The 24,335-nt window shown below is 66.0% G+C and carries 27 protein-coding genes; 16 read left to right on the top strand and 11 right to left on the bottom strand.

The genetic code is table 11. From position 1 onward, the window contains the following. The first annotated feature begins 56 nt into the window (after positions 1 to 56). From V5A38_RS08890 to V5A38_RS08870, 5 genes are all read left to right on the top strand, one after another. Positions 57 to 1,601 (top strand): extracellular solute-binding protein, encoded by a 1,545-nt coding sequence (locus tag V5A38_RS08890; protein WP_332325404.1) that lies wholly within the window; start codon positions 57 to 59, stop codon positions 1,599 to 1,601. 27 nt (positions 1,602 to 1,628) lie between these two features. Continuing rightward, on the top strand, positions 1,629 to 2,576 hold the full coding sequence (locus V5A38_RS08885) for a sugar ABC transporter permease (protein ID WP_332325403.1): 948 nt from the start codon (positions 1,629 to 1,631) through the stop codon (positions 2,574 to 2,576). A 1-nt stretch (position 2,577) separates the two neighbouring features. Further along, positions 2,578 to 3,447, top strand: a complete 870-nt coding sequence (locus V5A38_RS08880) for a carbohydrate ABC transporter permease (protein ID WP_332325402.1) — start codon at positions 2,578 to 2,580, stop codon at positions 3,445 to 3,447. A 153-nt stretch (positions 3,448 to 3,600) separates the two neighbouring features. Then, the gene (locus tag V5A38_RS08875; protein ID WP_332325405.1) at positions 3,601 to 4,728 is read left to right on the top strand and encodes an ABC transporter ATP-binding protein; all 1,128 of its coding nucleotides are present in this window, start codon (positions 3,601 to 3,603) and stop codon (positions 4,726 to 4,728) included. Then, on the top strand, positions 4,725 to 5,504 hold the full coding sequence (locus V5A38_RS08870; RefSeq protein WP_332325401.1) for an aspartate dehydrogenase domain-containing protein: 780 nt from the start codon (positions 4,725 to 4,727) through the stop codon (positions 5,502 to 5,504). The genes V5A38_RS08875 and V5A38_RS08870 overlap by 4 nt, the downstream gene beginning before the upstream one ends. A gap of 24 nt (positions 5,505 to 5,528) precedes the next feature. Here V5A38_RS08870 and V5A38_RS08865 read toward each other — a convergent pair whose 3' ends face one another. The 4 genes from V5A38_RS08865 to V5A38_RS08850 form a co-directional block, all read right to left on the bottom strand. Further along, on the bottom strand, positions 5,529 to 6,761 hold the full coding sequence (locus V5A38_RS08865) for an ABC transporter permease (protein ID WP_332325400.1): 1,233 nt from the start codon (positions 6,759 to 6,761) through the stop codon (positions 5,529 to 5,531). Continuing rightward, positions 6,758 to 7,525 carry an ABC transporter ATP-binding protein gene (locus V5A38_RS08860; RefSeq protein ID WP_332325399.1) on the bottom strand — a complete coding sequence of 256 codons (768 nt, stop codon included), beginning with the start codon at positions 7,523 to 7,525 and terminating at the stop codon, positions 6,758 to 6,760. Before V5A38_RS08860 ends, V5A38_RS08865 begins: the two co-directional genes overlap by 4 nt. Beyond that, positions 7,518 to 8,135, bottom strand: coding sequence for a TetR/AcrR family transcriptional regulator (locus tag V5A38_RS08855; RefSeq protein WP_332325398.1), 618 nt, complete (start codon positions 8,133 to 8,135; stop codon positions 7,518 to 7,520). The genes V5A38_RS08860 and V5A38_RS08855 overlap by 8 nt, the downstream gene beginning before the upstream one ends. Before the next feature lie 101 nt (positions 8,136 to 8,236). Then, the gene (locus tag V5A38_RS08850; protein WP_332325397.1) at positions 8,237 to 8,749 is read right to left on the bottom strand and encodes a zinc ribbon domain-containing protein; all 513 of its coding nucleotides are present in this window, start codon (positions 8,747 to 8,749) and stop codon (positions 8,237 to 8,239) included. A 148-nt stretch (positions 8,750 to 8,897) separates the two neighbouring features. Between V5A38_RS08850 and V5A38_RS08845 the strand changes: the two genes are divergently transcribed. Genes V5A38_RS08845 through V5A38_RS08830 form a run of 4 tightly spaced genes read left to right on the top strand, consistent with a single transcriptional unit; the run spans position 8,898 to position 13,674 of the window. Beyond that, complete coding sequence (locus V5A38_RS08845; protein WP_332325396.1) at positions 8,898 to 12,467, top strand: MMPL family transporter; 3,570 nt, start codon at positions 8,898 to 8,900, stop codon at positions 12,465 to 12,467. 4 nt (positions 12,468 to 12,471) lie between these two features. After that, complete coding sequence (locus V5A38_RS08840; protein ID WP_332325395.1) at positions 12,472 to 13,221, top strand: helix-turn-helix domain-containing protein; 750 nt, start codon at positions 12,472 to 12,474, stop codon at positions 13,219 to 13,221. Further along, a complete protein-coding gene (locus tag V5A38_RS08835; protein ID WP_332325394.1) occupies positions 13,190 to 13,390 on the top strand; it encodes a hypothetical protein in 201 nt (66 codons plus the stop codon). The genes V5A38_RS08840 and V5A38_RS08835 overlap by 32 nt, the downstream gene beginning before the upstream one ends. 53 nt (positions 13,391 to 13,443) lie before the next feature. Next, positions 13,444 to 13,674 carry a DUF2892 domain-containing protein gene (locus tag V5A38_RS08830; RefSeq protein WP_332325393.1) on the top strand — a complete coding sequence of 77 codons (231 nt, stop codon included), beginning with the start codon at positions 13,444 to 13,446 and terminating at the stop codon, positions 13,672 to 13,674. A 64-nt stretch (positions 13,675 to 13,738) separates the two neighbouring features. Here the strand turns inward: V5A38_RS08830 and V5A38_RS08825 are convergent, their stop codons facing one another. Continuing rightward, on the bottom strand, positions 13,739 to 14,362 hold the full coding sequence (locus V5A38_RS08825; RefSeq protein WP_332325392.1) for a class I SAM-dependent methyltransferase: 624 nt from the start codon (positions 14,360 to 14,362) through the stop codon (positions 13,739 to 13,741). A 169-nt stretch (positions 14,363 to 14,531) separates the two neighbouring features. Here V5A38_RS08825 and V5A38_RS08820 point away from each other — a divergent pair, with 169 nt between their 5' ends. From V5A38_RS08820 to V5A38_RS08795, 6 genes are all read left to right on the top strand, one after another. Continuing rightward, entirely contained in the window at positions 14,532 to 14,726 is a 195-nt protein-coding gene (locus tag V5A38_RS08820) for a cold-shock protein (protein WP_049980416.1), read from the top strand. Between the two features lie 188 nt (positions 14,727 to 14,914). Beyond that, positions 14,915 to 16,225 (top strand): histidinol dehydrogenase, encoded by a 1,311-nt coding sequence (gene hisD / locus V5A38_RS08815; RefSeq protein ID WP_332325391.1) that lies wholly within the window; start codon positions 14,915 to 14,917, stop codon positions 16,223 to 16,225. Continuing rightward, a complete protein-coding gene (locus V5A38_RS08810; protein ID WP_332325390.1) occupies positions 16,225 to 17,007 on the top strand; it encodes a class I SAM-dependent methyltransferase in 783 nt (260 codons plus the stop codon). The genes hisD and V5A38_RS08810 overlap by 1 nt, the downstream gene beginning before the upstream one ends. Before the next feature lie 254 nt (positions 17,008 to 17,261). Beyond that, a complete protein-coding gene (locus tag V5A38_RS08805) occupies positions 17,262 to 17,621 on the top strand; it encodes an iron-sulfur cluster assembly accessory protein (RefSeq protein WP_332325389.1) in 360 nt (119 codons plus the stop codon). Positions 17,622 to 17,822: 201 nt separating this feature from the next. After that, positions 17,823 to 19,454: a DUF255 domain-containing protein gene (locus V5A38_RS08800; protein WP_332325388.1), complete on the top strand. Its 1,632-nt coding sequence runs from the start codon at positions 17,823 to 17,825 to the stop codon at positions 19,452 to 19,454. 91 nt (positions 19,455 to 19,545) lie between these two features. Next, positions 19,546 to 20,382, top strand: coding sequence for a TrmB family transcriptional regulator (locus tag V5A38_RS08795; protein ID WP_332325387.1), 837 nt, complete (start codon positions 19,546 to 19,548; stop codon positions 20,380 to 20,382). Here the strand turns inward: V5A38_RS08795 and mptA are convergent. The 3 genes from mptA to V5A38_RS08780 all read right to left on the bottom strand — a co-directional run bounded on the left by mptA (position 20,366) and on the right by V5A38_RS08780 (position 22,075). Further along, positions 20,366 to 21,298 carry a GTP cyclohydrolase MptA gene (mptA, locus tag V5A38_RS08790; protein WP_332325386.1) on the bottom strand — a complete coding sequence of 311 codons (933 nt, stop codon included), beginning with the start codon at positions 21,296 to 21,298 and terminating at the stop codon, positions 20,366 to 20,368. The two genes, V5A38_RS08795 and mptA, sit on opposite strands and share 17 nt — an antisense overlap. An 88-nt stretch (positions 21,299 to 21,386) precedes the next feature. Then, complete coding sequence (locus tag V5A38_RS08785) at positions 21,387 to 21,818, bottom strand: archease (RefSeq protein ID WP_332325385.1); 432 nt, start codon at positions 21,816 to 21,818, stop codon at positions 21,387 to 21,389. Further along, on the bottom strand, positions 21,818 to 22,075 hold the full coding sequence (locus V5A38_RS08780; RefSeq protein WP_332325384.1) for a hypothetical protein: 258 nt from the start codon (positions 22,073 to 22,075) through the stop codon (positions 21,818 to 21,820). The genes V5A38_RS08785 and V5A38_RS08780 overlap by 1 nt, the downstream gene beginning before the upstream one ends. 93 nt (positions 22,076 to 22,168) lie before the next feature. On the opposite strand from V5A38_RS08780, the gene V5A38_RS08775 reads away from it, so the two are divergent. After that, positions 22,169 to 22,525 (top strand): hypothetical protein, encoded by a 357-nt coding sequence (locus V5A38_RS08775; RefSeq protein WP_332325382.1) that lies wholly within the window; start codon positions 22,169 to 22,171, stop codon positions 22,523 to 22,525. 145 nt (positions 22,526 to 22,670) lie between these two features. Here the strand turns inward: V5A38_RS08775 and V5A38_RS08770 are convergent, their stop codons facing one another. The 3 genes from V5A38_RS08770 to V5A38_RS08760 form a co-directional block, all read right to left on the bottom strand. Further along, entirely contained in the window at positions 22,671 to 22,832 is a 162-nt protein-coding gene (locus V5A38_RS08770; RefSeq protein WP_332325381.1) for a hypothetical protein, read from the bottom strand. Then, complete coding sequence (locus V5A38_RS08765) at positions 22,826 to 23,221, bottom strand: nitroreductase family protein (protein ID WP_332325380.1); 396 nt, start codon at positions 23,219 to 23,221, stop codon at positions 22,826 to 22,828. The genes V5A38_RS08770 and V5A38_RS08765 overlap by 7 nt, the downstream gene beginning before the upstream one ends. A gap of 246 nt (positions 23,222 to 23,467) precedes the next feature. Beyond that, a complete protein-coding gene (locus V5A38_RS08760; RefSeq protein WP_332325379.1) occupies positions 23,468 to 23,905 on the bottom strand; it encodes a universal stress protein in 438 nt (145 codons plus the stop codon). Between the last annotated feature and the right edge of the window lie 430 nt (positions 23,906 to 24,335).

The following is a 24,335-nucleotide window of genomic DNA, read 5'->3' as shown; positions in this document are numbered from 1 at the left end:
ACCTCGAGGCCTGCCGGGACAATGTTTAATAATTATCATACCGTATTAGATTAGGTATGTCAAATAATAACGTGGTAAACAGACGCAATGTCCTGAAGATGACGGGAACCGGGCTCGCAGCGTCTCTGGCTGGCTGTGCCGGCCTCGGTGATGGCGGTGGCGGCAACAGCGAGGACTTCATGGCTGCCGCCGAGGAACTCGGTCTCGGCGAGAACTGGGAGCAACGGCGGATCGGGGCGGCCGACGACTGGCCGATCGAGGCGCGTCGCGAGACCCCCGACCGGCAGAACGCCAGCGGGTGGACGGACAGCGGTGCCTTCCAGAGCGCGGTCGAGAACGACGTCTGGGCCCCGCCGGAGGGCTGGGACGACACGGCTGCGGGCGATATCGACTCGATGACGATCCTCAACCACGGCGCCGCGAACATGGAATTCGACCCGGCGACGCTGGCTGCCCACCAGCTGTTCACCGAGAAGACGGGGATCGATATCGAGGTCATCGAAGTAGGGGTCGACCAGGCAAACACCCAGGAACAGCAGTTCCTCTCCTCCGAGGAGCCGAGCCCGCACGCGTTCAACGTGGACGGCATTCTCGTCCCGCAGTTCGTCCAGCAGGGCTATCTAGAGCAGACGGACGCGCTCTACCCGGAGGGCGGCTACGACCCGTACATCCCGGCGCTCGAGAGCCTCGTCACGTGGGACCTCGACGAATCTATGGACGGGACCCACACCTACGGCTACCCGAACATCGGGGAGTCCAGCATGGGCCACCTCCGGCCGGATCTCGTCGAAGAACAGGGAATCGATCCCGAGCGGTTCCAGGGCCAGTGGTCCTGGGACCTGCTCGAGGAACTCGGCGAGGCGTTCAAGGGCACCGACGTCCACGCCTTCGCCTACTACGCCGGTACCTCGACGTATCTGGCGTACTCCTTCCGCGAACTGCTGTTCCAGCAGGGCGGGAGCATGATCCGGGACAACGGCGAGATCGTGATGAACTCCCCCGAGGCCGTTCGGGTCATCCAGAAGATGAAGGAGTGGCGCGACAACGACTACGTCCCCAGCGACGTCATCTCGTACGGCGAGGGAGACATCGTCGACCTGTTCGGCTCGGGCCAGGTGGCCTACACCACAGCGTTCAGCGACTTCATCCCGCGGCTGTTGCAGGAGTACGAGGCCGGCAGCGAGTACCAGGTCGTCACGCCGCCGGCGGCGAACGAAGGGCCGTCGCCCACGCAGGCGGGGCTGGTCGCGCCGAACACGACGAGTATCAACCGCTTCTCGGACACGGGGCACAAGCTTGCAGCGATGCTCTACGGCGACCTGAAGCTGAGCTACTACACCCAGTGGCTGGAGTTCACCTACGAGGGGAACATCTCCTACATGGACCAGGTGTACACCGATTCGGCCGAGAACGATTTCGTCACGTTCGGGGACTCCATCGGGAGCGCCATCGAGAACGGCCAGCTCGAACTGTTCCCGCAGATGTCGTCGGTGTTCCAGCAGATGCTCAGCCCGGTCCAGCGCGCGCTCCAGGGCGAGACGTCGCCCCAGGCGGCAATGGACCAGGTCCAGGACTTCGTCGACGACGAGATCAACAGCTGATGACCCGGCACGTCAGCGGAGGAGGGCATGGCCACTGAGGAGCTCGACGGTGATGTCGGCCCACACGGGGGCGGCCTGAGTGGCCGGCTCTCCGATTGGGTGAACGCCCACATCCGGACAGTGCTGCTCGGGCCGTCGTTAGTGGCTCTGGTGCTGGTGTTCATCTACCCGGCGGTGATGCTCCTATGGCTCTCGCTGCAGAACACCCGGGGATTGGGTGAGACGTTCGAGCCGGCGTACAACTACGGGCGCATCTTCACCGACCCGACGTTCTGGAACGCCGTCGAGAAGACGCTCGTCTACTCGTTCGGCTCGCTGCTGTTCTCTATCAGCGTGGGCTTGGTCGTCGCCCTCGCGCTGAACAAGGTCGTCAATCAGCGCGTCCGTGACACCTACTCGACGCTGATACTCATCTCCTGGGCGGTGCCGCTCTCCATCGTCGGCGTCACCTGGCGGTGGATGTTCAACGGCCAACTCGGGGTCGTCAACAAGGTGCTCATCGATCTCGGGATCCTCGAGAACGCCTACTCGTGGCTGGGGCACTCCCTCTCGGCGATGGTCGTCGTCATCCTCGCGGACTCGTGGTCCCGCATCCCGTTCGTGACAGTCGTGCTGTTGGCGGGGCTGCAGTCCATCCCCCAGGAGATGTACGATGCAGCGAAGATCGACGGGGCGACGACGTTCCAGACGTTCTGGAACGTCACGTTACCGTATCTCCGTCCCTCCTTCTTCGTCGCAGGACTCATCACCTGGATGTTCGCCTTCCGCGCGTTCGCCATCCCGTTCTCGACGACGGGCGGCGGCCCCGGCGGCGCGACCGAGACGCTCGCCATCTACATCCACCGCTTCGGCATCCAGCTGCTCGACTACGGGTTCGCCTCGGCCGTCTCGGTGTTCCTCGTCGCGGTGACGCTCGTCGTCGCCACGGGGTACGTGTACTTCATCCTCGAACAGATGGAGGAGATCGAGCTATAACATGGCGGGCGCAGACTTCACTATCGAGCAGTACCGGCGCCGACAGCAGTTCTGGAACCTGCTGGAGAGCCGGTACATCATCCACCTGGTGCTGTTCCTGGCGGTCTTTTTCATCATCTCGCCGCTGGTGTGGCAGCTCGTCACCTCCCTCAAGACACGGGAGGGGGTGCTGGCGCTGACGTACCTGCCGCTGGAGCCGACGCTGGCGGCGTACGAGCGGGCGCTGTTCGACCGCGGGTTCTGGCGCGCGGTCGTCAACAGCGTGATCATCGCCTCGACGTCGACGATCATCGTCATGGTACTGGGGACGCCGGCCGGCTACGTCTTCAGCCGGTTCCGGTTCCCGTACGACAACGCCGTCTTCGTGTTCGTGCTGTTCACGCGGCTGTTCCCACCCATCGGCCTGGTGACGCCGTACTACCAGATCATGACGACGTTCGGACTGCTGAACACGAAGGTCGGCATCGTCATCGCGAACGTCTACCTGTGGCTGCCGCTCGTCATCTACATCATGCGGAACTTCTTCATCACCATCCCGCAGGCGCTGGACGAGGCGGCCCGCGTCGACGGCTGTACGAAGATCCAGGCGTTCCGGCACGTCGTCTTCCCGGTCGTCCTGCCGGGCTTTGCCGCCGGGACCATCCTCACCTTCCTCTACTCCTGGCGGGAGTTCCTGTTCGCCTTCACCGTCGCCACCGACCTGAACTCGATGACCATCCCGGTCGCGACGTTCCTGTTCGTCGGCGACGCCGGCATCGACTGGGGCGCGATGGCAGCCGCCTCGATCGTCTCGGTCATCCCGTCGGCGCTGGTGGTCATCTTCTTCCAGCGGTACATCGTCGTCGGCCTGACGGGAGGGATGAAGGGATGACCCGGAGCCCCCGCGCCGACCGGGCGACGACAGCGTTAACACGGCCAAGCGCACGGAGTGAAGCAAATGAGTGACACCGTAGAGCGTACGGCACGGAAGAGCGTAGTGGAGGAGACGGCGGAGGGTCGCGACGTGAGCCTCCGGCTCGACCACATGACGAAGGTGTTCGACGACGACGGCGAGGACGTCGTCGCCGTCGACGACTTCGACCTCGAGATATACGACGGGGAGTTCATCGTCCTCGTTGGGCCCTCGGGCTGCGGGAAGACGACGACGCTCCGGACCGTCGCCGGACTCGAACAGCCCAGCGAGGGCCGGATAATCATCCGCGGCGAGGACGTCTCCGGCCAGGATCCACGGGAACGGGACGTGGCGATGGTGTTCCAGAACTACGCGCTCTACCCGCACAAGACCGTGCGGGGCAACATCGCGTTCCCGCTGGAGATCCGCAAACACCCGGCGGAGGAGATCGAACAGCGCGTCGTCGAAACCGCCGAGATGCTCGGCATCGGCGAGCTGCTGGACCGCCACCCCTCGGACCTCTCGGGCGGCCAGCAGCAGCGCGTGGCGCTCGGGCGCGCCATCATCCGGGACCCGGAGCTGTTCCTCTTCGACGAGCCGCTGTCGAACCTGGACGCGAAGCTCCGCATCGAGATGCGGACCGAGCTCAACAAGCTCCACGACCGGGTGGGCAAGACCTCGCTCTACGTCACTCACGACCAGGCCGAGGCGATGACGCTCTCGGACCGCGTCGTGGTGATGAACGACGGCGAGATCCAGCAGGTCGACAGCCCGGAGATCGTCTACGAGCAGCCGACAAACCGGTTCGTCGCGGGGTTCATCGGCGAGCCGCCGATGAACTTCTTCCGGGTGACCGCCGACGTGGCCGACGACGGCGTCCGCGTCACCGGCGAGGGGTTCGAACTCACGTTACCCACCTCCGTCGGAGAGCGCCTCACGGAGTGGGGCGGCGACACCGACCGCCTAGAACTCGGTGTGCGCCCTGAGGGGTTCGCCGACGCGACACTACTGGAGGAAGAGCCAGCGGCCGGCCGGTCGTTCGATGCCCGCGTGCTGGTCGTCGAGCCGATGGGGCCGCACAAGGACCTGGCCGTTCGCCCGCTCTCCCGTGAGGACGACGAGGACGCCGAGTTCAGCGCCAGAATCTCGAACGACACCCAGGCGTCCGTCGGTGATACGATTCAGCTCACCGTCGACACCGACGAAATCCACCTGTTCGACGCCAAATCCGGTGAGAACCTCCTGGTGTCCCACCAATGACGTACACCATCGGGCTCATCGGCTACGGTCGTATCGGCGTGGACCTCGCCGACCGGGTGCGGGCGAACTCCGAGTTCGACCTGGCGTACGTCTACGTCCGCTCGAAGAAGCCTGGGCTCCCGAACGAACTCCAGCTGACCGAACCCGAGGAGCTCGCTACGTTCCCCGTCGACATGGCCGTCGAGGCGGCCACCCCCGCGGCGCTCGAGACGCTCGCCGAACCGGTGCTGTCGGTCAGTGACCTGCTCGTCCTCTCGGGCTCGGCCTTCGCCGATCCCGACGTGGAGGAGCGACTGCGGACGCTCGCGACCCAGAGCGAGAACGAGATGTACCTTCCCCACGCAGCGCTGTTCGGCATCGACGGTCTCGCCGACGCGCGTGGCGAACTGGAGTCCGTCGAGATCGAGGCGACGAAAGCACCGGGCCACCTCGACTTCGAGTACGCCGGCAAGGTGTCGAGAGACGACATCGACGGCCGAACCGTCGTCTACGACGGCCCGACACGGGGGCTCTGTGCACGTTTCCCCCGGAACTTCAACTCCCACGCCGCGCTGGCGATGGCCGGGCTCGGATTGGACGAGACGACCTCCCGGTTGATCGCGGACCCCGAGGCCGAGACGGCCCGGCACGTCACCACCGCGACCGGTGAGGGGTTCGAACTCGAAGCCGTCCGGGACAGCGCCATCGAGGGCGTCACCGGGGACTACACCCTCATCTCGACGTGGGGCTCCATCAGGCGCATCCTGAAAGCCGACGACGGCCCGCAGTTCGTCTGAGTGGCTGCCGCGAGCTCGTCGCGCTCACTCGTGTCTGAGCGCGTCGATTGGGTCGGTTCGGGCGGCGTCCCACGCGGGATAGATACCCGCGAGCACGCCGACGCCGATGCCGACCGCGACCGCGATGGCGAACCACTCCGGCGCGAACGCGACCGGGAACTCGAGGTACGCCGCCGCCGCGTAGCCGGCCGCCAGTCCGACGAGCGTTCCGATTAGCGAGCCGACGACGCCGAGGATGATGGATTCGACCAGGAACAGTTGGACGATATCCCGGCGAGTCGCACCGACGGCCTTCATGATCCCGATCTCGCGGGTCCGCTCGGTGACGCTCACCAGCATCATGTTGGCGATGCCGATGGCGCCGACCAGCAGCGAGATGACCGCAATACCAGTGATGAAGCTGGTGAAGGTACTCAGCAGGCTCTGGATCTGCTCGACGAGCTGATCGTTGGTCACGAGTGAAATCTCGTAGGAGTCGGGTTTGAGCTGGCTCGCGTCGGACTCGTTGACGAGGTAGTCACGCGCGGTCGGCTCCACGTCGGTGACACGCTCGTAGCTCGTCGCCTGAATCGTCACCGCCGGGTAGGCGCGCTGTTGCTCGCTCACTGCGGGGCTCTCGACGGTCGTCGTGTAGAACGGGTCGGTCGGCACGTAGATGGCCGGCTCCGGGGGGCCGCCGAATCCGCCCGAATCGGAGGCGTTGAGCACGCCGACGACGGTGACCGTCCGCGAGCGGTTCTCGCCGACCTGGAGGACGATCTCGTCGCCCACGCTGACGTCCTCGGCGAACATCTGAGAGGCTGGGGCGTTGAGCACCGCCTCCTCAGTGCCCTGTTCGAACGCGCCGCCGGCCTCGAAGTCCCCGCCCTCGAACTGGGCGGGCGTCGTCGCCGTCACCGCGCCCCACGCGATGGTCTGGTTCCCGTTCCCGAGCGACGAGACGGCGACTGACCCGCGGGGGACGACGCGTCCGACGTGTTCGATTCCCTGTAGTTGGGCGATATCGTGTTCAGTGAACACCGGGAGCGAACTGTCACCGCCGGGGCCCTGCTGGTTCGCAGGCCCCACGGAGACGCCGATTTCGGGGCTGGTGGTCGCGACGTCGCCGATGACGGCGGCTTGCAGACTCGCGCCGAGCGTCACGAACGTGATGACCGAGCCGACACCGATGACGACGCCGAGCACTGTCAACACCGAGCGGAGCTCGTGACCGCGGATCGCCCGCCAGCTCATCCGGACGCTCTCGACGAGCTTCATCGCCCAGGCTCCCCGGCGATACGTCGGTCGTCGATCTCCTCGATCTTCTCCACTTCGCCGTCGAACAGGTGGATGATTCGCTCGGCGTGCTCGGCGACGATCCGCTCGTGAGAGACCACGAGGATCGTGTTGCCGGCGGCGTTCAGCTCCTCGAACAGCTCCAGGATCTCGGCCTCCGTCTCGCTGTCGAGGTTCCCCGTTGGCTCGTCGGCGAGGATGATGGCGGGGTCGTTCGCGAGTGCGCGAGCGATCGCGACTCGCTGGCGCTGGCCGCCGGAAAGCTCGCTCGGCTTGTGGTCGAGCCGGTCACCCAGCCCGACGCGGGTCAGGAGTTCCGTGGCTCGGTCCTGGCGCTCCGCCCCGCTGATGCCCTGGAACGTCATCGGGAGCTCGACGTTCTCCTGGGCGGTCTGCTGGGGCATGAGGTTGAACGTCTGGAAGACGAAGCCGATCTCGTCGCCACGGAGCGCGGTGCGCTCGGTGTCCAAGAGCGACGTCACGTCGACGCCGTCCACCTCGACGACGCCCTCCGTCGGCGTGTCGAGACAGCCGACGACGTTCATCAGGGTGCTTTTGCCCGAGCCGCTGGGGCCCATCACCGCTGTGTAGGCCCCCCGCTGGATGCTGAGCGAGACGCCGTCGAGCGCGTGGACGGCCTGACCGCCCATCTGGTAGATCTTGGACACGTCCCGGAGTTGGACCGCCGGTGGTCGCGCTGTCTCGGTCTCGGCAGTCGCCTCGGACTGCTGGGATGGCTCACTCATCGTCGCCCTCCGCCCGGAGCCTCCGGTCGACGTAGGTCTCGACCTCATCGCGAACTGTCGCGCCAGCAGCAGCCTCCACGGTGGCTCGGCGAGTCATCGCGCCGGTCGTGAGCGTCAGCAGGAACGTGGCGATCCGCTCGGCGTCGACATCCCGGAAGCAACCGGTCTCCATACCCGCCTCGATGACGGCGACGAGCCGGTCGTGGAAGGCCCGGTCGTGTTGGCCGAACTGTGCCCTGTAGCGCTCGTCGTGGGCGGCCTGTCCGCGGAGTTCGACCATCGCCGTGATGAACTGCTGGGCCTCCGGGGGCTCGCTCTCAGTGAGCAGTTGGTCGAGCATCTCGTCGAGTTGCTCGGTGGGACTCTCGGCCTCACACTCCGGAACCGCTGCTTCGAACTGCTCCAGCATGTGGGCGAGAAAGGCGAGCAGGAGCTCGTCCTTGTCGTCGTAATGGTGATAGAGCAGCGATTTGCTCTTCTCGAACTCCTCGGCGATGCGCTGGACCGTGATTCCCGAGTAGCCGTGGCGGCAGAGCGCGCGGTAGGTCGCGGCCATAATCTCCCCGCGGGTGTCTTCTGGCTCCGTGACAAACGGCGGCGTCTCCTCCATACTGACCGAATAGTCAGTCAGTAGGGGTAAGCCTGTCGACTGAACGTTCAGTCAGGACGGGTCAGGGCGTGAAACGTAGATAGATCACACGCGAGAACCACTCAGTTGGCGTTGTTCGCGTCCTCGGTGCCGCCGGTCGCGAACTCGGTCGTACACCAGTGACAGAAACCCAGATCGGGGTCGACCGGCTTCCCGCAGGCGGGACAGTCGATCTTCTGATCCGCAGTCGCTTCGAGCGTTTCCGCGTCGCCGGTCACGGGGGGCGCCTCGCCGGTCATCGGGGCGACTTCGGTCGCGTCGGCCGGACCGGTTCCTTCAGCGCGCGGATCGTCCGTCTTGGCGGCGACCTCCCGCCGTGCGAGAATGAACGCGTCGATCGCGCTCGCGGCGCCGACGAGCGCCCCGGGCAACAGGGCGAACGGATCGACTGCCTCGCCGCTGAGAACGTTGGCAGCAGCCGATTCGGGGACGAACGCGAGCGAGACCCCGAACGCGAGGGCGAACCAGGCGAACGCGCGGAGCCAGCGGCGCAGATAGAGCTGTCCGAGCCCCGTCACCAGCATGCCGAGCAGCCCGGCGAAGTAGGGGCGGAACCGGTCCGGGACGATAGCCATGCGCAATACCGGGCAGTCGGCGAGTAAAGAGTTCCGTCCGCGACCGCCCGGATACAACTGCCGGTCTCGGAAGGGTTAACTGTAGACTGTTAGTAGGAGAGTACATACAGATGGATCCAACGCCGTTGATCGGAGCTGTGGGTGAGTAATGCGGGGGATCGGTACCGCCGTCGACCTCGTACTCGAGCACAGCCGGGCCGTTATCGCCCTGACACTGCTGTTGACGGTAGTGGTGGGCGCCGGTGCGCCGATGGTCGGCCAGTCCTCCTCGCTCGACCAGTTCCAGACCGACTCTCCCGAGTCCGAGAAGCTCGACTACATCCAGTCCAACTTCTCGGCTGGTGACCAGGAGACGACGACCGCCCAGGTGATCCTCCGGGACGACGACGTGCTCGACCAGGAGTCACTGGTCGCGCTCCTCGAGTATCAACAGACGCTCCGGGAGAACGAGACAGTCAACCGGACGCTCGGAGCCGAGCGCGGGACGGTCAGCGTCGCGAACGTACTCGCGACGGCGGCCATCACCGCTGAGGAGGGTCGCGACGTGCAACGGCTCGCGGTGCAGGTGGAGTCGCTGAACCGGAACGTCAGTGCCGAACGGCAGGCGATTGCCGAGCGCAACGAGACGCTGGCCGCGACGGCGGGGCTACTGCGTGAGCAGCTGACGTCCCTTCGCTCGAACCCCAATGCGGACATCGATGCCGCGTTCGAGGACGTGCAGGCGAACACGAGCGTCGAACTGAACGGCAGCGACCGCGAGACGTTCCGGACCGCGGCCCAGGAGCTTCGGAACGCCAGTACCCAGTCGGAGGCCGAAGCCGCCTACCGGCTCGGAACGCGCGGCGTGCTCGCCGAGGAGTACCGCACACTGGAGCAGCGAGCCGACGAGTTAGCGGCCGACGCCGACCGGCTGCAGGAGCTCTCGACCGAACTGCAGGCCGAACAGGCGGAGTACCGCAACGCCTCGAACGCCAGTCTCGAGGAGCAACAGGAACAGCTCCGCTCGATGAACGAATCATCGCTGAATACGACGATCGATGCCGTTCTCGGGGGCGGCGGCGGCACCGACGGTGGCCCCACGGCGCTCGGGTTCATGCCGACGAGCTACGACCCCGGGTCGACCGACGCCGAGGCGACGATGCTGTTGGTGACGATGGAAGGTGAGAGCAACGCCGCCAGCGGCACCGCAAGCGAGCAGGTTACCGACGGCCAGCTGGCGATACAGCAGCTCGGGCGGAACGCCGACGGCGGCGAGTATCTGGTGTTCGGTGCCGGCATCATCGGGGAGGAAATCAACAACTCGATGACCGACAGTATCCTCATCGTCGGGCCTCTCGCCGTGCTGTTCGTGCTGGCGGCGCTCATCGTCGCCTACCGCGACCTGCTCGACATCCTGCTCGGGCTGGTCGGGATCGGCGCGGTACTGCTGCTGACGTTCGGCTTCATGGGCTGGACCGGGGTCGACTTCAACCAGATTTTCATCGCCGTCCCAGTGCTGCTCATCGGGCTGAGCATCGACTACGCGATCCACATCTTCATGCGCCACCGTGAGGAGCGCGGGGAGGCCGAGACGGCTGTCGGCCCGCGGGCGTCGATGCGGACCGCACTCACCGGTGTCGGAATCGCGCTGGTGTACGTCACCGCGACGACGGTCATCGGCTTCCTCTCGAATCTGACCAGCCCCGTCCCGCCGATTCAGGACTTCGGAATCGTCAGCTCCGTCGGCATTCTCTCCGCGCTGCTCGTGTTCGCCGTGCTGATGCCAGCGGTGAAAGTCGAACTCGACGAACTCCTCGAACGCTGGGGCTACGACCGCCAGAAGCGTGCGTTCGGCACCGGCGGCGGCGCGTTCTCCACCGTGCTCGCGGTCGGCTCGACCGCTGCACGCAAGAGCCCATATCTGATCATCGTCGCCGCGCTCCTGCTGAGTGCCGGCGGTGCCTACGGAGCGACGCAGGTCGACACCTCCTTCGAGCAGTCGGACTTCCTCGCTGAGGAACCGCCGGACTGGATGAACGAGCTTCCCGAGCCCTTCGCGCCCGGCGAGTACACGGCCAAAAAGAATCTGGAGTACGTCAACCAGAACTTCGTCCGTGAGGACTCCCAGGCTCAGATCCTGCTCGAGTCCAGGGGGTCGGGCGGAGTGACGCAGGCGGACGTGCTCGAGCGAATCGACGCCGCCGAACGGACGGCGTCGGACAAGCCGGTCGTCCAGGAGCTCCCGAACGGCGAGGCCCGCATCACCAGCCCGCTCTCAGTGATGCGCGCTGTCGCGAGGGAGAACGAGTCGTTCAACGAGAGCTTCGTCGCCGCCGACAGCAACGGCGACGGCGTTCCCGACCGGAACATCGGCGAGCTCTACGACGAGCTGTACGAGGTCGCGCCTGACCGGGCGGCGGGCGTCATCGACCGTGCGGACGGCGAGTACGTCGCCGTCCGGATGACCGTCCCTATCGAGGGCGGCGCCAGCGGTGACGCGGTCACCGAGCAGATGCGGGCCGTCGCCTCCGAACTCGACGGCGACGGGTTGGAGGCGACGGCGACGGGGAACGTCGTGCTGAACAAGATTGTCCAGGACGAACTGCTCGAAACTGTCATCCAGAGCCTCGTCATCACACTCGTGGCCACGTTCCTCTTCCTGATGGTCGCGTACCGGCTGACGGAGGGGAGCGCGACACTGGGAGTCGTGACACTGATGCCCGTCGCTCTCAGCGTGACGTGGATCCTCGGAACGATGTATCTACTCGACATCCCGTTCAACGTCCTGACAGGGATGATCACCAGCCTCACGGTGGGCCTGGGAGTGGCCTACAGCATCCACCTCTCGGAGCGCTACAACCAGGAGCTCCAGCGCACTGGCGAGATGTGGACGGCGATGGACCGCGCGGTCACCGGCACCGGCGGCGCGCTCCTCGGCTCGGCGGCGACGACCGTCGGTGGGTTCGGCGTGCTCGTCTTCGCCATCCTGCCGCCGCTTCAGCAGTTCGGGAAGATCACCGGGCTCACCATCATCTACGCGTTCCTCGCGAGCGTGCTGGTGCTCCCCTCGTTGCTTGCGGTCTGGACTCGGTTCGTTGGCCGCGAGACGGCCGGGGACGAGCGCACCCACGAGTCCGATAGCGCAGCACTGCCCACGGCTGCAGGCGAATCGCCAGCAACCGAAGCCGTGGCCGCTAGCGGACCGGACAGCCCCTACGTGAATCGCCAGTTCGAGCGGGCTGTCGCCGCGCCGGGCGAGACGGTTGTCGTCACCGTCACGACTGCGGGTGTGCACGGGCGGACGGTGCTCAGTGAGCGCGCCGCCGAGGACGCAGCCATCATCGAGACAACGCCGATGCCCGCGGAGTCCCGATCGATCGACGGGGTGCTCTACGTTGCGTGGGAGAGTGCAGCGGCCCCCGACGCCGACGAGGACGCCCCCCTACTCCGCTACCGGACGACCGTTCCACCGGATGCCGCCGACGGGGACCGTCTCGAGTTCTCAGGGGAGCTGCTCGTCGGTGGCGAGCGCGTCGCCGTCGAGGGCGAACAGCACGTCGAGGTTGTCAGCGACGTGTTCGAGCGCGTCACCGCCGCTGGCACGGTCTCGGAGTCGGATCTCTCGGATGCCTACGACAGCTTCGCGGAGGGAGCGCTGTCGGCGACACAGCTCGATCGCATACACCGGGCCTGGGCCCGAAACGGAGCCTCGGAGTTACGGTCAACCGAGGAGGAGTAGGAGGATGAACGACGCCGACGCCACCGAGGCGCTCACCGACCTCGGGCTCTCGACATACGCCGCACGGACGTTCGTCGGGCTCCAGAAGCTCGGGGTCTCGACCGCCAGCGACGTCGCCCAGGTGGCCGACGTCCCCCGGTCGCAGGTGTACGGCGCGATGGGAGAGCTGGAGGCGTTCGGGCTGGCCGACGTGCAGGAGGGCTCGCCCAAGCGATACCGGCCGGTCGAGGTCGAGGAGGCACAGGAGCTGCTCTACGAGCGGCTGCGCTCGACCGCGGACGACGCCTTCGACTATCTGCAGGAGGTCCAGGGGGAACACGCTGGCGAGGAGAGTCGTGAGGCCATCTGGACGACGGAGGGCCAGGAGAGTATCACCGCCCGGGTCACCTCACTGGCGGCGTCCGCCGGGGACGAACTGCTCTACGCAACCGGTGAACTGGCGCTCATCGAGGGCGCCGTGGCCGACGCACTGGAGGCTGCGGCGGCCGAGGGCGCCGATGTGACGGTCGTGAGTGCCGACGAACAGGTGCGCGCGGCGGCGGCCGCCGCCGGTCTCGAAATCATAGCCGTCGAAGACGAGGAGGGCAACGAGATCAGTGTCGGCCGCGTGCTGTTGGTCGATGAGGATACTGTCCTGCTGAGCGTGCTCCCCGATGCGGATATCGCGAGGGGCGGGCGTGAGTCCGCGTTCTGGAGCGACGGAACCGGCTTCGCAACACTCCTTGCCGGGCTGGTCCGGGACCAGTTCGAGTAGTCAGTGGACCCAGCGCAGGACGCTCGCCGCCGCCTGCGCCGCCTCCCGAGAGGACTTCGGGAACAACCGAGAGCCTATCGTCACTGTCGCCGAGTTCGGGCGCGACCGGGACCCTGAACCGGTTATCACCGGTAGCGCCGTCGTGCTCTCGACGCCCCACGAGAACTGAGCGCCTCCCGGTTCCGGGCGAGTTTTCAAGCCCTTTCGGTCGTATCGCCCCGTATGGACCGAAACGTCGGTGGATTCGATCGGAAAGCGCGTCTCGTCGCCGGCCCACTCCTGTTGCTTATCGGCCTCCTGTCGTTCGTCGGGCCGGTGGACTTCGGGGTTTGGGGGAGCCTCGGCGTGATCGCTGCGGGAACGCTACTGGTCGCGGGTGCGATACTCACCGTCACTGGGGCGACGCAGAAATGCCCCGCAAATGAGATCGCGGGGCTGGATACGACCGAATAACGGGCAGCAGACGCACCTGCGGCTCGAAGGATGGCCGGCGGAACGCTTTGCAGGTCAACGGCGACTACGGCCGGCGGAACGCTCGCAGCGTGTCCCGGCGCTTGCTCGACTCCTCGAGCAGCTGGGCGAACCCCCGTTCGGTGAAAATTCCCTTCCAGTCCCGGTGGTAGAGCGGGAACTCGTCGTTCACGTAGGAGACGTCAGCGTCCGTGCGGCCGCCCGCAGTGCGGGCGGACTCGTTCTCGACGGTGATGAGCAGGTCGCCGGTGACCCGCGCCACCTCGTCGAACACGTCCTCGGCCTCGTCGGGGTGGATGTGCTGGAGCGTCTCGACGCTGTACACGGCGTCGAAGGCGCCGTCGTCGAACTCCGGCAGCAGCTCCCCGGCGTGGCCGGGGTAAAACGTGCCATCGTCGGCAAGCGCTGGATACTGCTCGGCCATCACGTCCAGCGCGTCCTCGTTGAGCTCGAGGCCGTGGAGGTTCTCGAACCCGCTGTCGAGGAGGTGGGCGAGATGCCGACCGGAGCTACAGCCGATCTCGAGCACCCGGGCGTCCGTCCCGAGGAAATGCTCCAGTAGCTCCCTGATCGACGCACTGGCCTCGTTGGGCCCGCGATGGGCGTAGTAGGTCGGCGAGAACTCGCCTGAGCGTTCCGCCCAGCCCTCTCGAACGTCGTTCGGGTCCACTGGCCATTCATGTGGCCGCCTCGGGTAAATCACCGTCGAACCGGCCCCATTCCCCCAGTTTGGCGCCAACCGGAGCGCCGAGCCGCTTCCCGAGTGTCGTGTGAGCGGTTCACCCGCACGGCCACCGACCGAAGGGGTTAACCGTGAAACGCGGGTTTTACCGGATGTAATGGCGACTGGAACGGTTGATTTCTTCAACGACACGGGCGGCTACGGATTCATCGAGACTGAGGACGCGGACGACGACGTATTCTTCCACATGGAAGACGTCGGCGGTCCCGACCTGGAGGAGGGGCAGGAGGTCGAGTTCGACATCGAACAGGCCGACAAGGGCCCTCGCGCGACGAACCTGACCCGACTCTAACTCGGATTTCAGCTTCGGCGCAGTTCTTGTAACTATCGGGGTCTGGTGCGGTTCGGACCTCTGAACTCACCATTTTCGAGCGGGAGCGCCGTCGACCGACACACGTCGGCGCCGCGGCTCCCTGTTCTCAGGTTTCCGAGCGTCGGCCATCCGCAACCACCTTAGGCGCCGACGCTGAAAGGATAGCCATGCAACCACGAGCGATTTCTGACCTCTCGACCGGCGAGCGGCGGGCGCTGTTCGAGCGTGACGCCGGTGTCGAGGACGCCCGCGGCGACGTCCAAGAGATCCTTCCACGGGTTCGCGACGAGGGTGACGTCGCGCTCCGGGAGTTCTCTAGTGAGTTCGACGGCGTCGACGTGGGCAACCTCGATGTGACCGCCGAGGCCGAGCGCGCCGCCGAGGACGTCGACGAGGAGACGTTGACGGCTATCGATACCGCTATCGAAAACGTCCGGGAGTTCCACGAGCGCCAGCGCCCTGAAGACTGGCGCGACCAGTTCGATGACCGTGAACTCGGCCGGCGGTTCCGCCCGCTCGAGCGGGTCGGGGTCTACGTCCCCGGCGGCGCAGCCGCCTACCCCTCCAGCGCAATCATGGGTGTCGTCCCTGCAAACGTGGCTGGCGTCGACCACGTTGCTGTCGCCACACCCCCTGCAGCGGAGATGAACCCAGTGACGCTCGCGGCCATTCACAAGGCCGGCGCGGACGCGGTCTACTCCGTCGGCGGCGCCCAGGCCATCGGCGCACTCGCCTACGGCACGGAGACCGTCGACGCCGTCCAGAAGATCGTCGGGCCGGGGAACCGCTGGGTCACCGCCGCGAAGGCTGAGGTCCGCGGGGAGGTCGAGATCGACTTCCTCGCCGGCCCGAGCGAGGTGCTGGTCATCGCCGACGAGACGGCCGACCCCGCGTACGTCGCGAGTGACCTGCTCGCTCAGGCCGAGCACGACCCCGAATCGAGCTCCGTTGCCGTCACTGACGACCCGGTGCTCGCAGAGCAGATTACTGCGGAACTCGACCGTCAGGCCAGCGAGCGCGAGCGCGAGGAGACCATTCGGACCGCACTCGGCAACGAGGCATCGGGCGTGTTCACCGCGCGCTCGATGCCCGAGGCGGTGCTGTTCGCCGAGGAGTACGCCACAGAACATCTCTCCATCCAGGCCGAGAACGACGAGGCGCTGCTGGAACGCATCACTAACGTCGGTAGCGTCTTTCTCGGCCCGTACGCCCCGGTTGCGGCGGGCGATTACGCCACCGGAACGAACCACGTGTTGCCGACCGGTGGCGCCGCAAAGCGCTTCGGCGGGCTCTCTGTCGACCATTTCCTGCGTTCCACGACGGTCCAGCGACTCGACCGCGAGGCGCTCGAGGGCCTCGGCGACACCATTACCACGCTCGCGGAGGCGGAAGGGCTGGAAGCCCACGCCGAGAGCGTCCGCATGCGTCTGGCCGACGATGAGAGGGCTGCCCGTGACCACGCTGGCGACGACGCCTGATGCCCAGACCCGCCGCACCGACGTTTGCGGACGCCTGCGAACGCCTGCTGCGGTACCCCGAGGGTGAACACTCACTGTACACGACGCTGGCTCCGCTGTTCGACCGGCTGACCAGCGAGGAGCGCGTCGCCGGGGAGTTCGAAGCCGTCGAGGCGTTCGCCGCCGACTCGGGCCGCGCGCTCGAACTCGGCTGTAGCGTCGGCGCGATGCTCTCCCGGCTCACGGAGCGCTACCACCGAGTTCTCGGCGTGAGCCAGTACCCTGCCCTCTTGCGGTTTACCACCCACCGAGCACCGGAGGCGGGGGTCGCCGTCGCCGCCCCGACTTGCCCCCCGACCGCCAAGTCGTTCGATACGGTCGTCGCGATGGGTGCGCCGGCGGCACAGCCCGCTGAGGACGCTCAGGCACTCCTCGACGCCGCGGTTCCCCGTCTCGCCCCCGGCGGGACGCTCCTGCTGCGTGTCGTCACCGACGCGTCGGCGGTTCGGGGGCGAACGGAGTCCGTTGGCGTCTTCCGCGGCAGCGGCTACCGACTCGAACGCTCGGTGACTGACCGTCCCGGAACCGGTCACGAGGGGATCGACCTCCGGATGGGGTATCGCGTGACGGACGAGGCGTCCGGCGAGAGCGCGACGACGAGCGAGACGGTGCCGGTACGGTTCCACGACGCCGAGGCATTGTGGACGGCTGCGGCCGACGCCGGTCTCGGAGACGTGCGACTGATTACTGGCGAGGGAACGACGCTGCTCGTCGGACACGCCGAGGCAGGCGACCCCTGCTGATGCGTGCGGTGCTGTAACGCACACCAGTTCGCTTGCCGGGAAATTCCGGGAACAGCTTCTTGCAGTCGATGCGGACGGATATACCCGTCTGCACGGGCGAAGTGAAGTACTGGAGCAGGGACGCCGGGTTGACTCTACAGCTCCATCTCGGGACAGTTTCTCCCGATTTCGGTTTTTCGGTTACGTTCTCGCTTTCCTGCAGTCCCCATTGGAACGGCGCCAAGGTTATGCCCGCTCGGTCATAATCGGACTCTATGAGCGTCACTACTGCGGACGCCGATCCAGCAATCGAGGTGACCGAGGACGCCGCGGATGAGGCTCTCGACCTGCTCGAAAGCGAAGGGATGGACCCCGATATCGCGGGGCTCCGTCTCTACGTGCAGCAGGGCGGCTGTGCCGGCCTCTCCTACGGGATGCGCTTCGAGCACGAACCGGAAGCGGAGGACGCTGTCGTCGAGTTCCACGACCTGCGGGTGTTTGTCGATCCTGCCTCGGTGGATTACGTCGGGGGCTCCGTACTCGATTTCGAGTCAGGGCTACAGGCGGCCGGCTTCCACGTCGAGAATCCGAACGTCGTCAGTGAGTGTGGCTGCGGCGAGTCGTTCCGAACGTAATCCCATCGGCGGCGCTCTTTCCACGGTTCTCTCGGTTATCTGTCCATAGCGGCTGGGCTGGGTTCTCTGGGTCAATGATCGATGGGTTTTTTCGTGAGCGCTCGCGCCGAGGTCGGTTTCCCGCTCGCTCCCTGCGGTCCCTCGCGTTGTCCCGACCTCGCTTCCGACGCGCTTACCCCCACCACGAACGGAACTACGGATATGCAGGAGGAGACACGCGTCGAGTGGCGCGAGTGGGGCGAGGAGGCGTTCGCCGAGGCCCGAGAGCGGTCGGTTCCCGTCCTGCTCTCGCTCTCGGCGACGTGGTGTGTGGACTGCCACGAGATGGATGCCACCACGTACGCCGACCCCGGTATCGCCGCCAACCTGAACGACCGCTACGTCCCCATCCGTGTCGACGCTGACCGCCGGCCCCGGATTCGCGAGCGCTACGCCGCCGGGGGGTTCCCCTCGACGGTGTTCCTGACGCCGGAGGGGAAGCTCATCTCCGGTGCCACCGCACTGATGCCCGACGGGATGCGCCAGGTGCTCGAGCGCGTCGCCGAAACCTACGTCGAGAAAGGCGACGATGCCGGGCGCGTACCGCGCGCGCTTTCGGGGGACCTCCCGCCCGCTGGTGGGGTTAACTCGGCCATCGAAGAGCATATCGCCGGCCAGCTCGACGAGAAGTTCGACAACCGCTTCGGGGGCTGGGGCGAACAGGCGAAGTTCCCGCTCGCCCGAACTGTCGAGTTTGCCCTCAAACGCGAGCGCGATCAGGCCCTTCGAACCCTCGACGCGGTCCGGGACCACCTCCACGACGACGTGGTCGGCGGCTTCTTCCGCTATGCCGGCCGCCGGGACTGGGGCGATCTCCACTACGCGAAGCTGCTCGACACCAACGCCAGCCTGCTCCGGGCGTTCGCCCACGCCTACGTCTACACCGGCGAGGACGCCTACCGCGAACCCGCAGCGGCGACTGCTGCGTTCCTCACCGACGAACTCTGGTCGGGTGTCGCCGTCGGCGGCAGCCAGTCGCCCGGCGAGGGTCCAGAGTACTGGAGCACGGACGCGGCCGGTCGCGGGGAGATGCGCCAGCCCCGGACTGACCTCACAGCGTACGCCGGTGGCAACGCGCTCGCCGCCGACGCGCTGTTGACGCTCTACGGCTACACCGACAACGAGCGTGCCCGCAACTACGGCGAGCGCGTCCTGGAGTATCTGGAAAACGGGCTCGTCGACGAGGACGGCTCGGTCGTCCATTTCCGCGACCGCGGCGAGACCGGCCCGCGAGACACGCTCGACGACCTCGCAGCCGTCGTCATCGCGTTCACTCGCGCCGAGCAGACGCTGGGCCGCGGCGTCGACGTCGCCGCCGCAGTCGCGGACCACGCGATCGAGACGCTCCACGAAGGCGGCTCGTTCCGCGACGGTCCGCGCGAGGGCATCGCCATGCTCGACCGCCCGCTCCGCCCACTCGACGGCAACGCCGCGCTGGCGAATGTGCTGGTCGACCTCGCTGCGCTAACTGGGGAAGAGCGCTATCGACAGGTTGCTGAGGAGACCGTCGGCGCCTTCGCCGGCGCCTCCCATCGCGTCGGCGTGCAGGTCGCTGAGTACGGCACTGCGGCGAGCCGGCTGGTTCGGGAACCGCTGGTTATCGCCGTCGCAGACGAGCCAGGAAGCGACCTGCACCGTGCCGCGCTCCGAGTGGCTGACCACGAGAAAGTGGTCGTCCCGAACGCCGACGACCGCGTCGCGCCGGAACTGGACCGGGGCACCGCCCGCGTCGCTGGCGTCGAGGAGCCGGCGAGCGACCCTGAAGCGCTGATGGCCCGCGTCGCGCAGCGATAACGCCCCCCGCTGGCAGTGAAGAAACAGTCGCCAACGAATCGCCCGGGTAAACGCCCGGAGAGTTTTTCACGCCCCGTCAGTAGAACGTGGTATGGCAAACTTGCGGGATCTTGGGCTCTCGGAGTACGAAGCACGCGCGTACCGGGCGTTGCTCTCGGCCTCACCGAGCACGGCTAAAGAGCTCTCACGGGCGAGCGACGTCCCGATGGGTCGAGTGTACGACGTGTTGAACGATTTAGAGCAACGGGGGCTCGCCAGGAGCCAGGCCGCCAGCCGGCCGAAAAAGTACGTCGCCGTCGAGCCGGAGGCTGCGCTCGACCGGCTGTTGGAGGCCAAGCGATCTGAACTCCAGGAGCAGGAGAACCAGTACGAAGCGACCGTCGAGAAGCTGGAGACCGACCTCGACGCCACGTCGCCTGCGGAGGAGGGGTTCTGGACCGCCGCCGTCGGCTCCGATGAGACCGCCGAACTGCTCATCGAGCGCCTGGACACCGCAACCGAGCGGGTGGTAACCGTTGCCGGCGGCCCGACGCCGCAGTTCGATATTGGGGAGTACGGTGACGAGGTCGCCGCGGCGTTCCAACGTGCGCTCGAACGCGGGGCGACGGTATCGGTGCTGCTCGGGCCCGACCTCATCCGGACGCTTCCGCCGGAAGTCGTCGAGCGCTACGAGACGCAACTGATCGACCAAGCGGGCTTCGAGGTGCGAACGACTGACCAGGTTAGCGGCTCATTCCACCTCATCGACGATGCCGAGGCCTGTATCGAGGTGCCGAACCCGCTTGAACCCCGCGAGCCCTTCGGGATGATCGACCTCAAAGACCGGGAGTTCGCCAGCGACGTCCGGGAGACGTTCGAGTCGCGCTGGGCCGATGCCGAAGCGCTGACTCTGGAGGGTGAGCGGTCGAGAGTCAGTTCTCGGCGGTGACTTCGGTGCGGAGCCGGGCCATCGACACCTCGCGCTCGGCCTGCGCGTCGTGCTGGTGGATCGACTCGTCGTTCTCCTGTTTCATATAGACGATCGCCTCGTCGTCGAGGTTCGGGTATGCATCGACTACACCGCGTGCCATCGAGCGGACGCAGTCCTCGACAAACTTCGCGTTCGCGTGGGCTGCGTAGGTCATGTGGTCCTCGTCGGGGCGCTTGGCCATGTTGTAGATGCGGGCGCTCATGGAGTCCCGCGCGAGATCGACCAGTTCCATCAGGTCCACGTCCGGCTCCGACTCCTGCGAGACGGTGAGGGTGGCGTGGCCGCGCTGGGAGTGACCCGGCTGGGGAACCTTGTCGAGGAACGCCTCGGCGGTCTCCCTGTCGACGCCGAGATCGTCGAGTGTCTCCCGCGCTCGCGAAGCGGACATCCCCTGTGAACAGGGACAGACCGTTATCCCGGTGACCCGGCAGCCGATCTCCTCCTGGATAGCGTCCTCGGTCGCTTTCGCTGAAGCGACGACATCGACGGTGCCCTGGGTTGGGAGCCCGCTTGCGGGGGTCTCCTCCTTGATCATCCATTCGGCCTCCATCTGTACCTTGGCGGTGCTAGTGTACTCGTGTTTCGCGAGCAGGCGCTCGGCGGCATCGCCACAGAGCGCCTCCAGCCGGTCGGTCTCGCCGTCGACAGCGGACTCGAGCACCTCCTCGATGACCTTCATGTTGCGGCTCATATCGATTCCTTTCCGACCGCCCGGAAGATCCACGAACACGGAGAACTCCGCCATCAGCACGAACGGCCGGTCGTTCTCGCGCTCCAGTTCGACGAGTTTCTCGACGCCGGTGACGCCGACCTGACTTAGGCCGACGGTCACGTCAGGCTCTCCGGCCTGCACGTCCGGCAGTTGATGACTCATTACTGTGAGGTGGGAGCTACAGGGCGATGAGTGTGTTGAAACCGGAGTGCATAATGAGCCGTCAGTGGCGGGCGCCAAAGGGAGCGGTTCAGACGTCGAAAACGACGTATATCTTCCATCCAGCGTCGGTTCTGGTGATCTCCATCTCGGAGTAGGTCACCGCCTTGACCTCCCGGGCAGTCACCGCCCCCAGGGGGACGCCGCGATAGCTCGCCTCGACGTGCCACTCCCCGTCTTGGTGGGTGACTGTGGCCTCGTTATCGACGGGGAGCACCGAGCGGACGTCGCGTTCGTAGATGAGCTGGTCCAGATAGTCGAACAGCGCGGCTTCCGGCCCTTCAGCGGTGAGCGAGAGCTCGCTGTGGCCACCGCCCTTCGGGTCTTCGGCCCCGGGCCAGGAGTCACACATCGCTGCCGCGAGCCCGTCGGCCACTGCAGCGAAGGTGTCGCCCACTGTCTCCCCGACGGCTTCGACAGCCACGTCGGCAGTGTGCTCTCGAAGCTCGAAGGTCCCGGCCATCAGCGCCGGTTCCCCCGTTCTGCCGACGCGTCAGCGGATGGTTTTTCACTGTCCCCGTTTCCCCCGTCACCGGCGACGATGACTGTCCGGGCAAACAGCGAAAGGTAGTCGTGAACATACTGGACGACGATGGGAAAGACGATGGCGCTGACGAGTAGCGGAACCACGACGGCGAGGCCGGTGACAAACACCTCCTGAGCGGGCTTCGACACCGATTTCCGGACGCGCTGGTCCATCTGTCGTTCCGACTCGCTCATTATCCAAACCGACGACGGGCACCCGACTAAACCCTTCGGCCATACCGCTCGGACGCCAACAGAGTTACGCTGTCTCCAGTCATCGGTGAACGTATGGCACCAGTAGACGGCCTCGTTGTCGGTATCATCAGCCTGCTCGTGGGGGCGCTGGCCATTCATATCGCCGCTTCATTGCTCCTCTCGGGCGATCAGAGCTACCTCAACGCGGTCATCGCCGCTGCGGTGGGCTCGCTCGTGTACTCGGTACTTGGCTTTTTGGGGAACATCCCGCTGCTCGGGCCGCTGCTGTTGCTCCTGCTCTGGATCGGCGTCATCAACTGGCGCTACCCCGGCGGCTGGCTACAGGCCATCATCATCGGCCTCGGGGCGTGGGGCTCTGCCATCGTTATCCTCTGGATCCTCTCGTCTCTCGGGATCGTGAACATCTCGGCCGTCGGCGTTCCCGTCTGAGACGGTCCCAATGGGGGAACCCCACGGTTTTAGCCGTGGGAGGATGTCAGTCACCCGGTGAAGAACGGTCCCCCTTTTTTCAGGCGCGCTGTTGGCGAACTGCCGTGTACTATCAAGAACTGCCCACCCCTGAGTACTCTCGGGGTTACTCCTCGGCGCCGGTCGCGGTGACCGTCTCCGCAGGGAGTTCAGCCTCAGTCGGCTCGAACGTCTCGTGGTGGACGATGTCGTCGACGCTGCGACGGAACTTCCGCGGGTTGGTCTGGTCGGGTGCTTCCTCGTCGGCGTGGCCGAGCGTGATCAGCATAATCGGCGCGTACCGCTTGTCGATATCGAACTCTCCTCGTCGCGCTCGCTCATCCCTTCGATGGTTTCGAGCAGGCTCTCCTTGGCCTCCTCGTCCGGAAGGTAGCCTTTTCGGAGCTGGTCGCTGGCGACGGCTTCACCGTGCGCGGTCGGATCCGTGTTGCCGAGAACGGCGACGGCGACGGGGGCGTCGGTGACGTGCTCCTGGCCGTAGGCGACGTCCTGCAGGCGCTCGCGGTTCTCGTCGGTCTGGAGGACGAGGAACTCCCACGGCTGGAGGTTGTAGCTGGAGGGGCTGTAGCGCACCCGCTCGAAGACAGCCTCATAGTGATTACTGCGAATCGTGTCATCGACGGTGTCGAACGCCGCCGGTTCAGGGGCTCCCCTCACCGACACGGATGCTCACGGCGGGACAGACTCGCAGTAATCACTATCAAGGGTCCCTTCGCCGACCGGTTCGTCGCTGTAGCTGCGGACACTGCGGCGGGTCAGACCGGCGTCATCGAACTCCATACGGGGCGAAAGCGGGTTCCGGGTTAATGCCTATCGCGTCACCGTAGTTAGGTACCCGTCATGCAGCCGGGTAATCCTGAGTAACCCACAACGGCGGCTGAAACTACGCTCTCGACCGTCGTCTCAGCGGACGACGGTCACGGGAATCGGCGACTCTCGAACCACTTGCTCGGCGACGCTCCCGAGCAGCATTCGCGAGACACCAGTGCGGCCGTGGCTCCCGATAACGAGGTGGTCGAACGGCTCCTCCACGTCCTCGGCCTCGGCGCTCGCGACGTTGACGATGGCCTGGGGTGGTTTGCCAACGGCGGTCTGGCACTCGAGGTTGGTATCGTACTCCGTCCGGGCCTCCGCAAAGAGTTCCTCAGCCTCCGCTTTTGCCTTCTCGAACCACTCCTCGCCGCCGCTTGGGATGCCGACGCCGGAGCTGTAGCCCGCCTCGACGGGGTTGATGACGTACAGCAGCGTGATGTCGTGCTCGCTCCATTCGTCGAAGGTGAACGCCAGTGCCGATTCGGCCTGGGGCGTGCCGTCGTACGCGACGAGTATCCGTTTGGTCATACGTCGACTTCAGCACGTGGCCTGAAAAAACGGGACGGCTGGGGGGACGCTCCCGCGGGTCACGCCCTTCACCGTCCGGCGACTGAGCGAGGCGTAATCTGCTGGGGCAAGTGGCGTATTGCTTCTGTAGATCTTCCAGTGAACCTCTTTTCAGCGTAATTCAAGGTGGAGCCTCCGGCCTCAAGGAGCGAGCGTAGCGAGCGAGTAGGCCGGAGAGGAAACCGATACGGGACGACACAACCGTCATACTGCGACCGCCTGACTCCCGAATGTATAAGTAACGTTGGTACTCTCTGAACTCATGGACGTGCGCCGAACCGCTGTCGTGCTCACTCGCCGTGCCGAGTCACACACGTACTCAATCCGATCAACTCAACCGGTTCGGAGTTGTCCGGCGAATACACTACCATCTGCCCTTTCTCCATATACG

Origin of the sequence: Halolamina sp., from assembly GCF_036626355.1 — an archaeon.
Lineage (GTDB): Archaea > Halobacteriota > Halobacteria > Halobacteriales > Haloferacaceae > Halolamina.
This window is presented reverse-complemented; position numbering and strand designations above follow the sequence as displayed.

What these genes read in the sequence shown, in the direction of transcription:
- V5A38_RS08875 (WP_332325405.1), top strand. Translation starts at nt 3,601, where the DNA reads ATGACGAAGGTGTTCGACGACGACGGCGAGGACGTCGTCGCCGTCGAC.
- V5A38_RS08855 (WP_332325398.1), bottom strand. Translation starts at nt 8,135, where the DNA reads ATGGAGGAGACGCCGCCGTTTGTCACGGAGCCAGAAGACACCCGCGGG.
- V5A38_RS08775 (WP_332325382.1), top strand. Translation starts at nt 22,169, where the DNA reads ATGGCACCAGTAGACGGCCTCGTTGTCGGTATCATCAGCCTGCTCGTG.
- V5A38_RS08785 (WP_332325385.1), bottom strand. Translation starts at nt 21,818, where the DNA reads ATGGCCGGGACCTTCGAGCTTCGAGAGCACACTGCCGACGTGGCTGTC.
- V5A38_RS08810 (WP_332325390.1), top strand. Translation starts at nt 16,225, where the DNA reads ATGCCCAGACCCGCCGCACCGACGTTTGCGGACGCCTGCGAACGCCTG.
- V5A38_RS08780 (WP_332325384.1), bottom strand. Translation starts at nt 22,075, where the DNA reads ATGAGCGAGTCGGAACGACAGATGGACCAGCGCGTCCGGAAATCGGTG.
- V5A38_RS08770 (WP_332325381.1), bottom strand. Translation starts at nt 22,832, where the DNA reads ATGCTGATCACGCTCGGCCACGCCGACGAGGAAGCACCCGACCAGACC.
- V5A38_RS08805 (WP_332325389.1), top strand. Translation starts at nt 17,262, where the DNA reads ATGAGCGTCACTACTGCGGACGCCGATCCAGCAATCGAGGTGACCGAG.
- V5A38_RS08820 (WP_049980416.1), top strand. Translation starts at nt 14,532, where the DNA reads ATGGCGACTGGAACGGTTGATTTCTTCAACGACACGGGCGGCTACGGA.
- V5A38_RS08800 (WP_332325388.1), top strand. Translation starts at nt 17,823, where the DNA reads ATGCAGGAGGAGACACGCGTCGAGTGGCGCGAGTGGGGCGAGGAGGCG.
- V5A38_RS08795 (WP_332325387.1), top strand. Translation starts at nt 19,546, where the DNA reads ATGGCAAACTTGCGGGATCTTGGGCTCTCGGAGTACGAAGCACGCGCG.
- V5A38_RS08845 (WP_332325396.1), top strand. Translation starts at nt 8,898, where the DNA reads ATGCGGGGGATCGGTACCGCCGTCGACCTCGTACTCGAGCACAGCCGG.
- mptA (WP_332325386.1), bottom strand. Translation starts at nt 21,298, where the DNA reads ATGAGTCATCAACTGCCGGACGTGCAGGCCGGAGAGCCTGACGTGACC.
- V5A38_RS08890 (WP_332325404.1), top strand. Translation starts at nt 57, where the DNA reads ATGTCAAATAATAACGTGGTAAACAGACGCAATGTCCTGAAGATGACG.
- V5A38_RS08885 (WP_332325403.1), top strand. Translation starts at nt 1,629, where the DNA reads ATGGCCACTGAGGAGCTCGACGGTGATGTCGGCCCACACGGGGGCGGC.
- V5A38_RS08760 (WP_332325379.1), bottom strand. Translation starts at nt 23,905, where the DNA reads ATGACCAAACGGATACTCGTCGCGTACGACGGCACGCCCCAGGCCGAA.
- V5A38_RS08880 (WP_332325402.1), top strand. Translation starts at nt 2,578, where the DNA reads ATGGCGGGCGCAGACTTCACTATCGAGCAGTACCGGCGCCGACAGCAG.
- V5A38_RS08830 (WP_332325393.1), top strand. Translation starts at nt 13,444, where the DNA reads ATGGACCGAAACGTCGGTGGATTCGATCGGAAAGCGCGTCTCGTCGCC.
- V5A38_RS08840 (WP_332325395.1), top strand. Translation starts at nt 12,472, where the DNA reads ATGAACGACGCCGACGCCACCGAGGCGCTCACCGACCTCGGGCTCTCG.
- hisD (WP_332325391.1), top strand. Translation starts at nt 14,915, where the DNA reads ATGCAACCACGAGCGATTTCTGACCTCTCGACCGGCGAGCGGCGGGCG.
- V5A38_RS08860 (WP_332325399.1), bottom strand. Translation starts at nt 7,525, where the DNA reads ATGAGTGAGCCATCCCAGCAGTCCGAGGCGACTGCCGAGACCGAGACA.
- V5A38_RS08850 (WP_332325397.1), bottom strand. Translation starts at nt 8,749, where the DNA reads ATGGCTATCGTCCCGGACCGGTTCCGCCCCTACTTCGCCGGGCTGCTC.
- V5A38_RS08865 (WP_332325400.1), bottom strand. Translation starts at nt 6,761, where the DNA reads ATGAAGCTCGTCGAGAGCGTCCGGATGAGCTGGCGGGCGATCCGCGGT.
- V5A38_RS08870 (WP_332325401.1), top strand. Translation starts at nt 4,725, where the DNA reads ATGACGTACACCATCGGGCTCATCGGCTACGGTCGTATCGGCGTGGAC.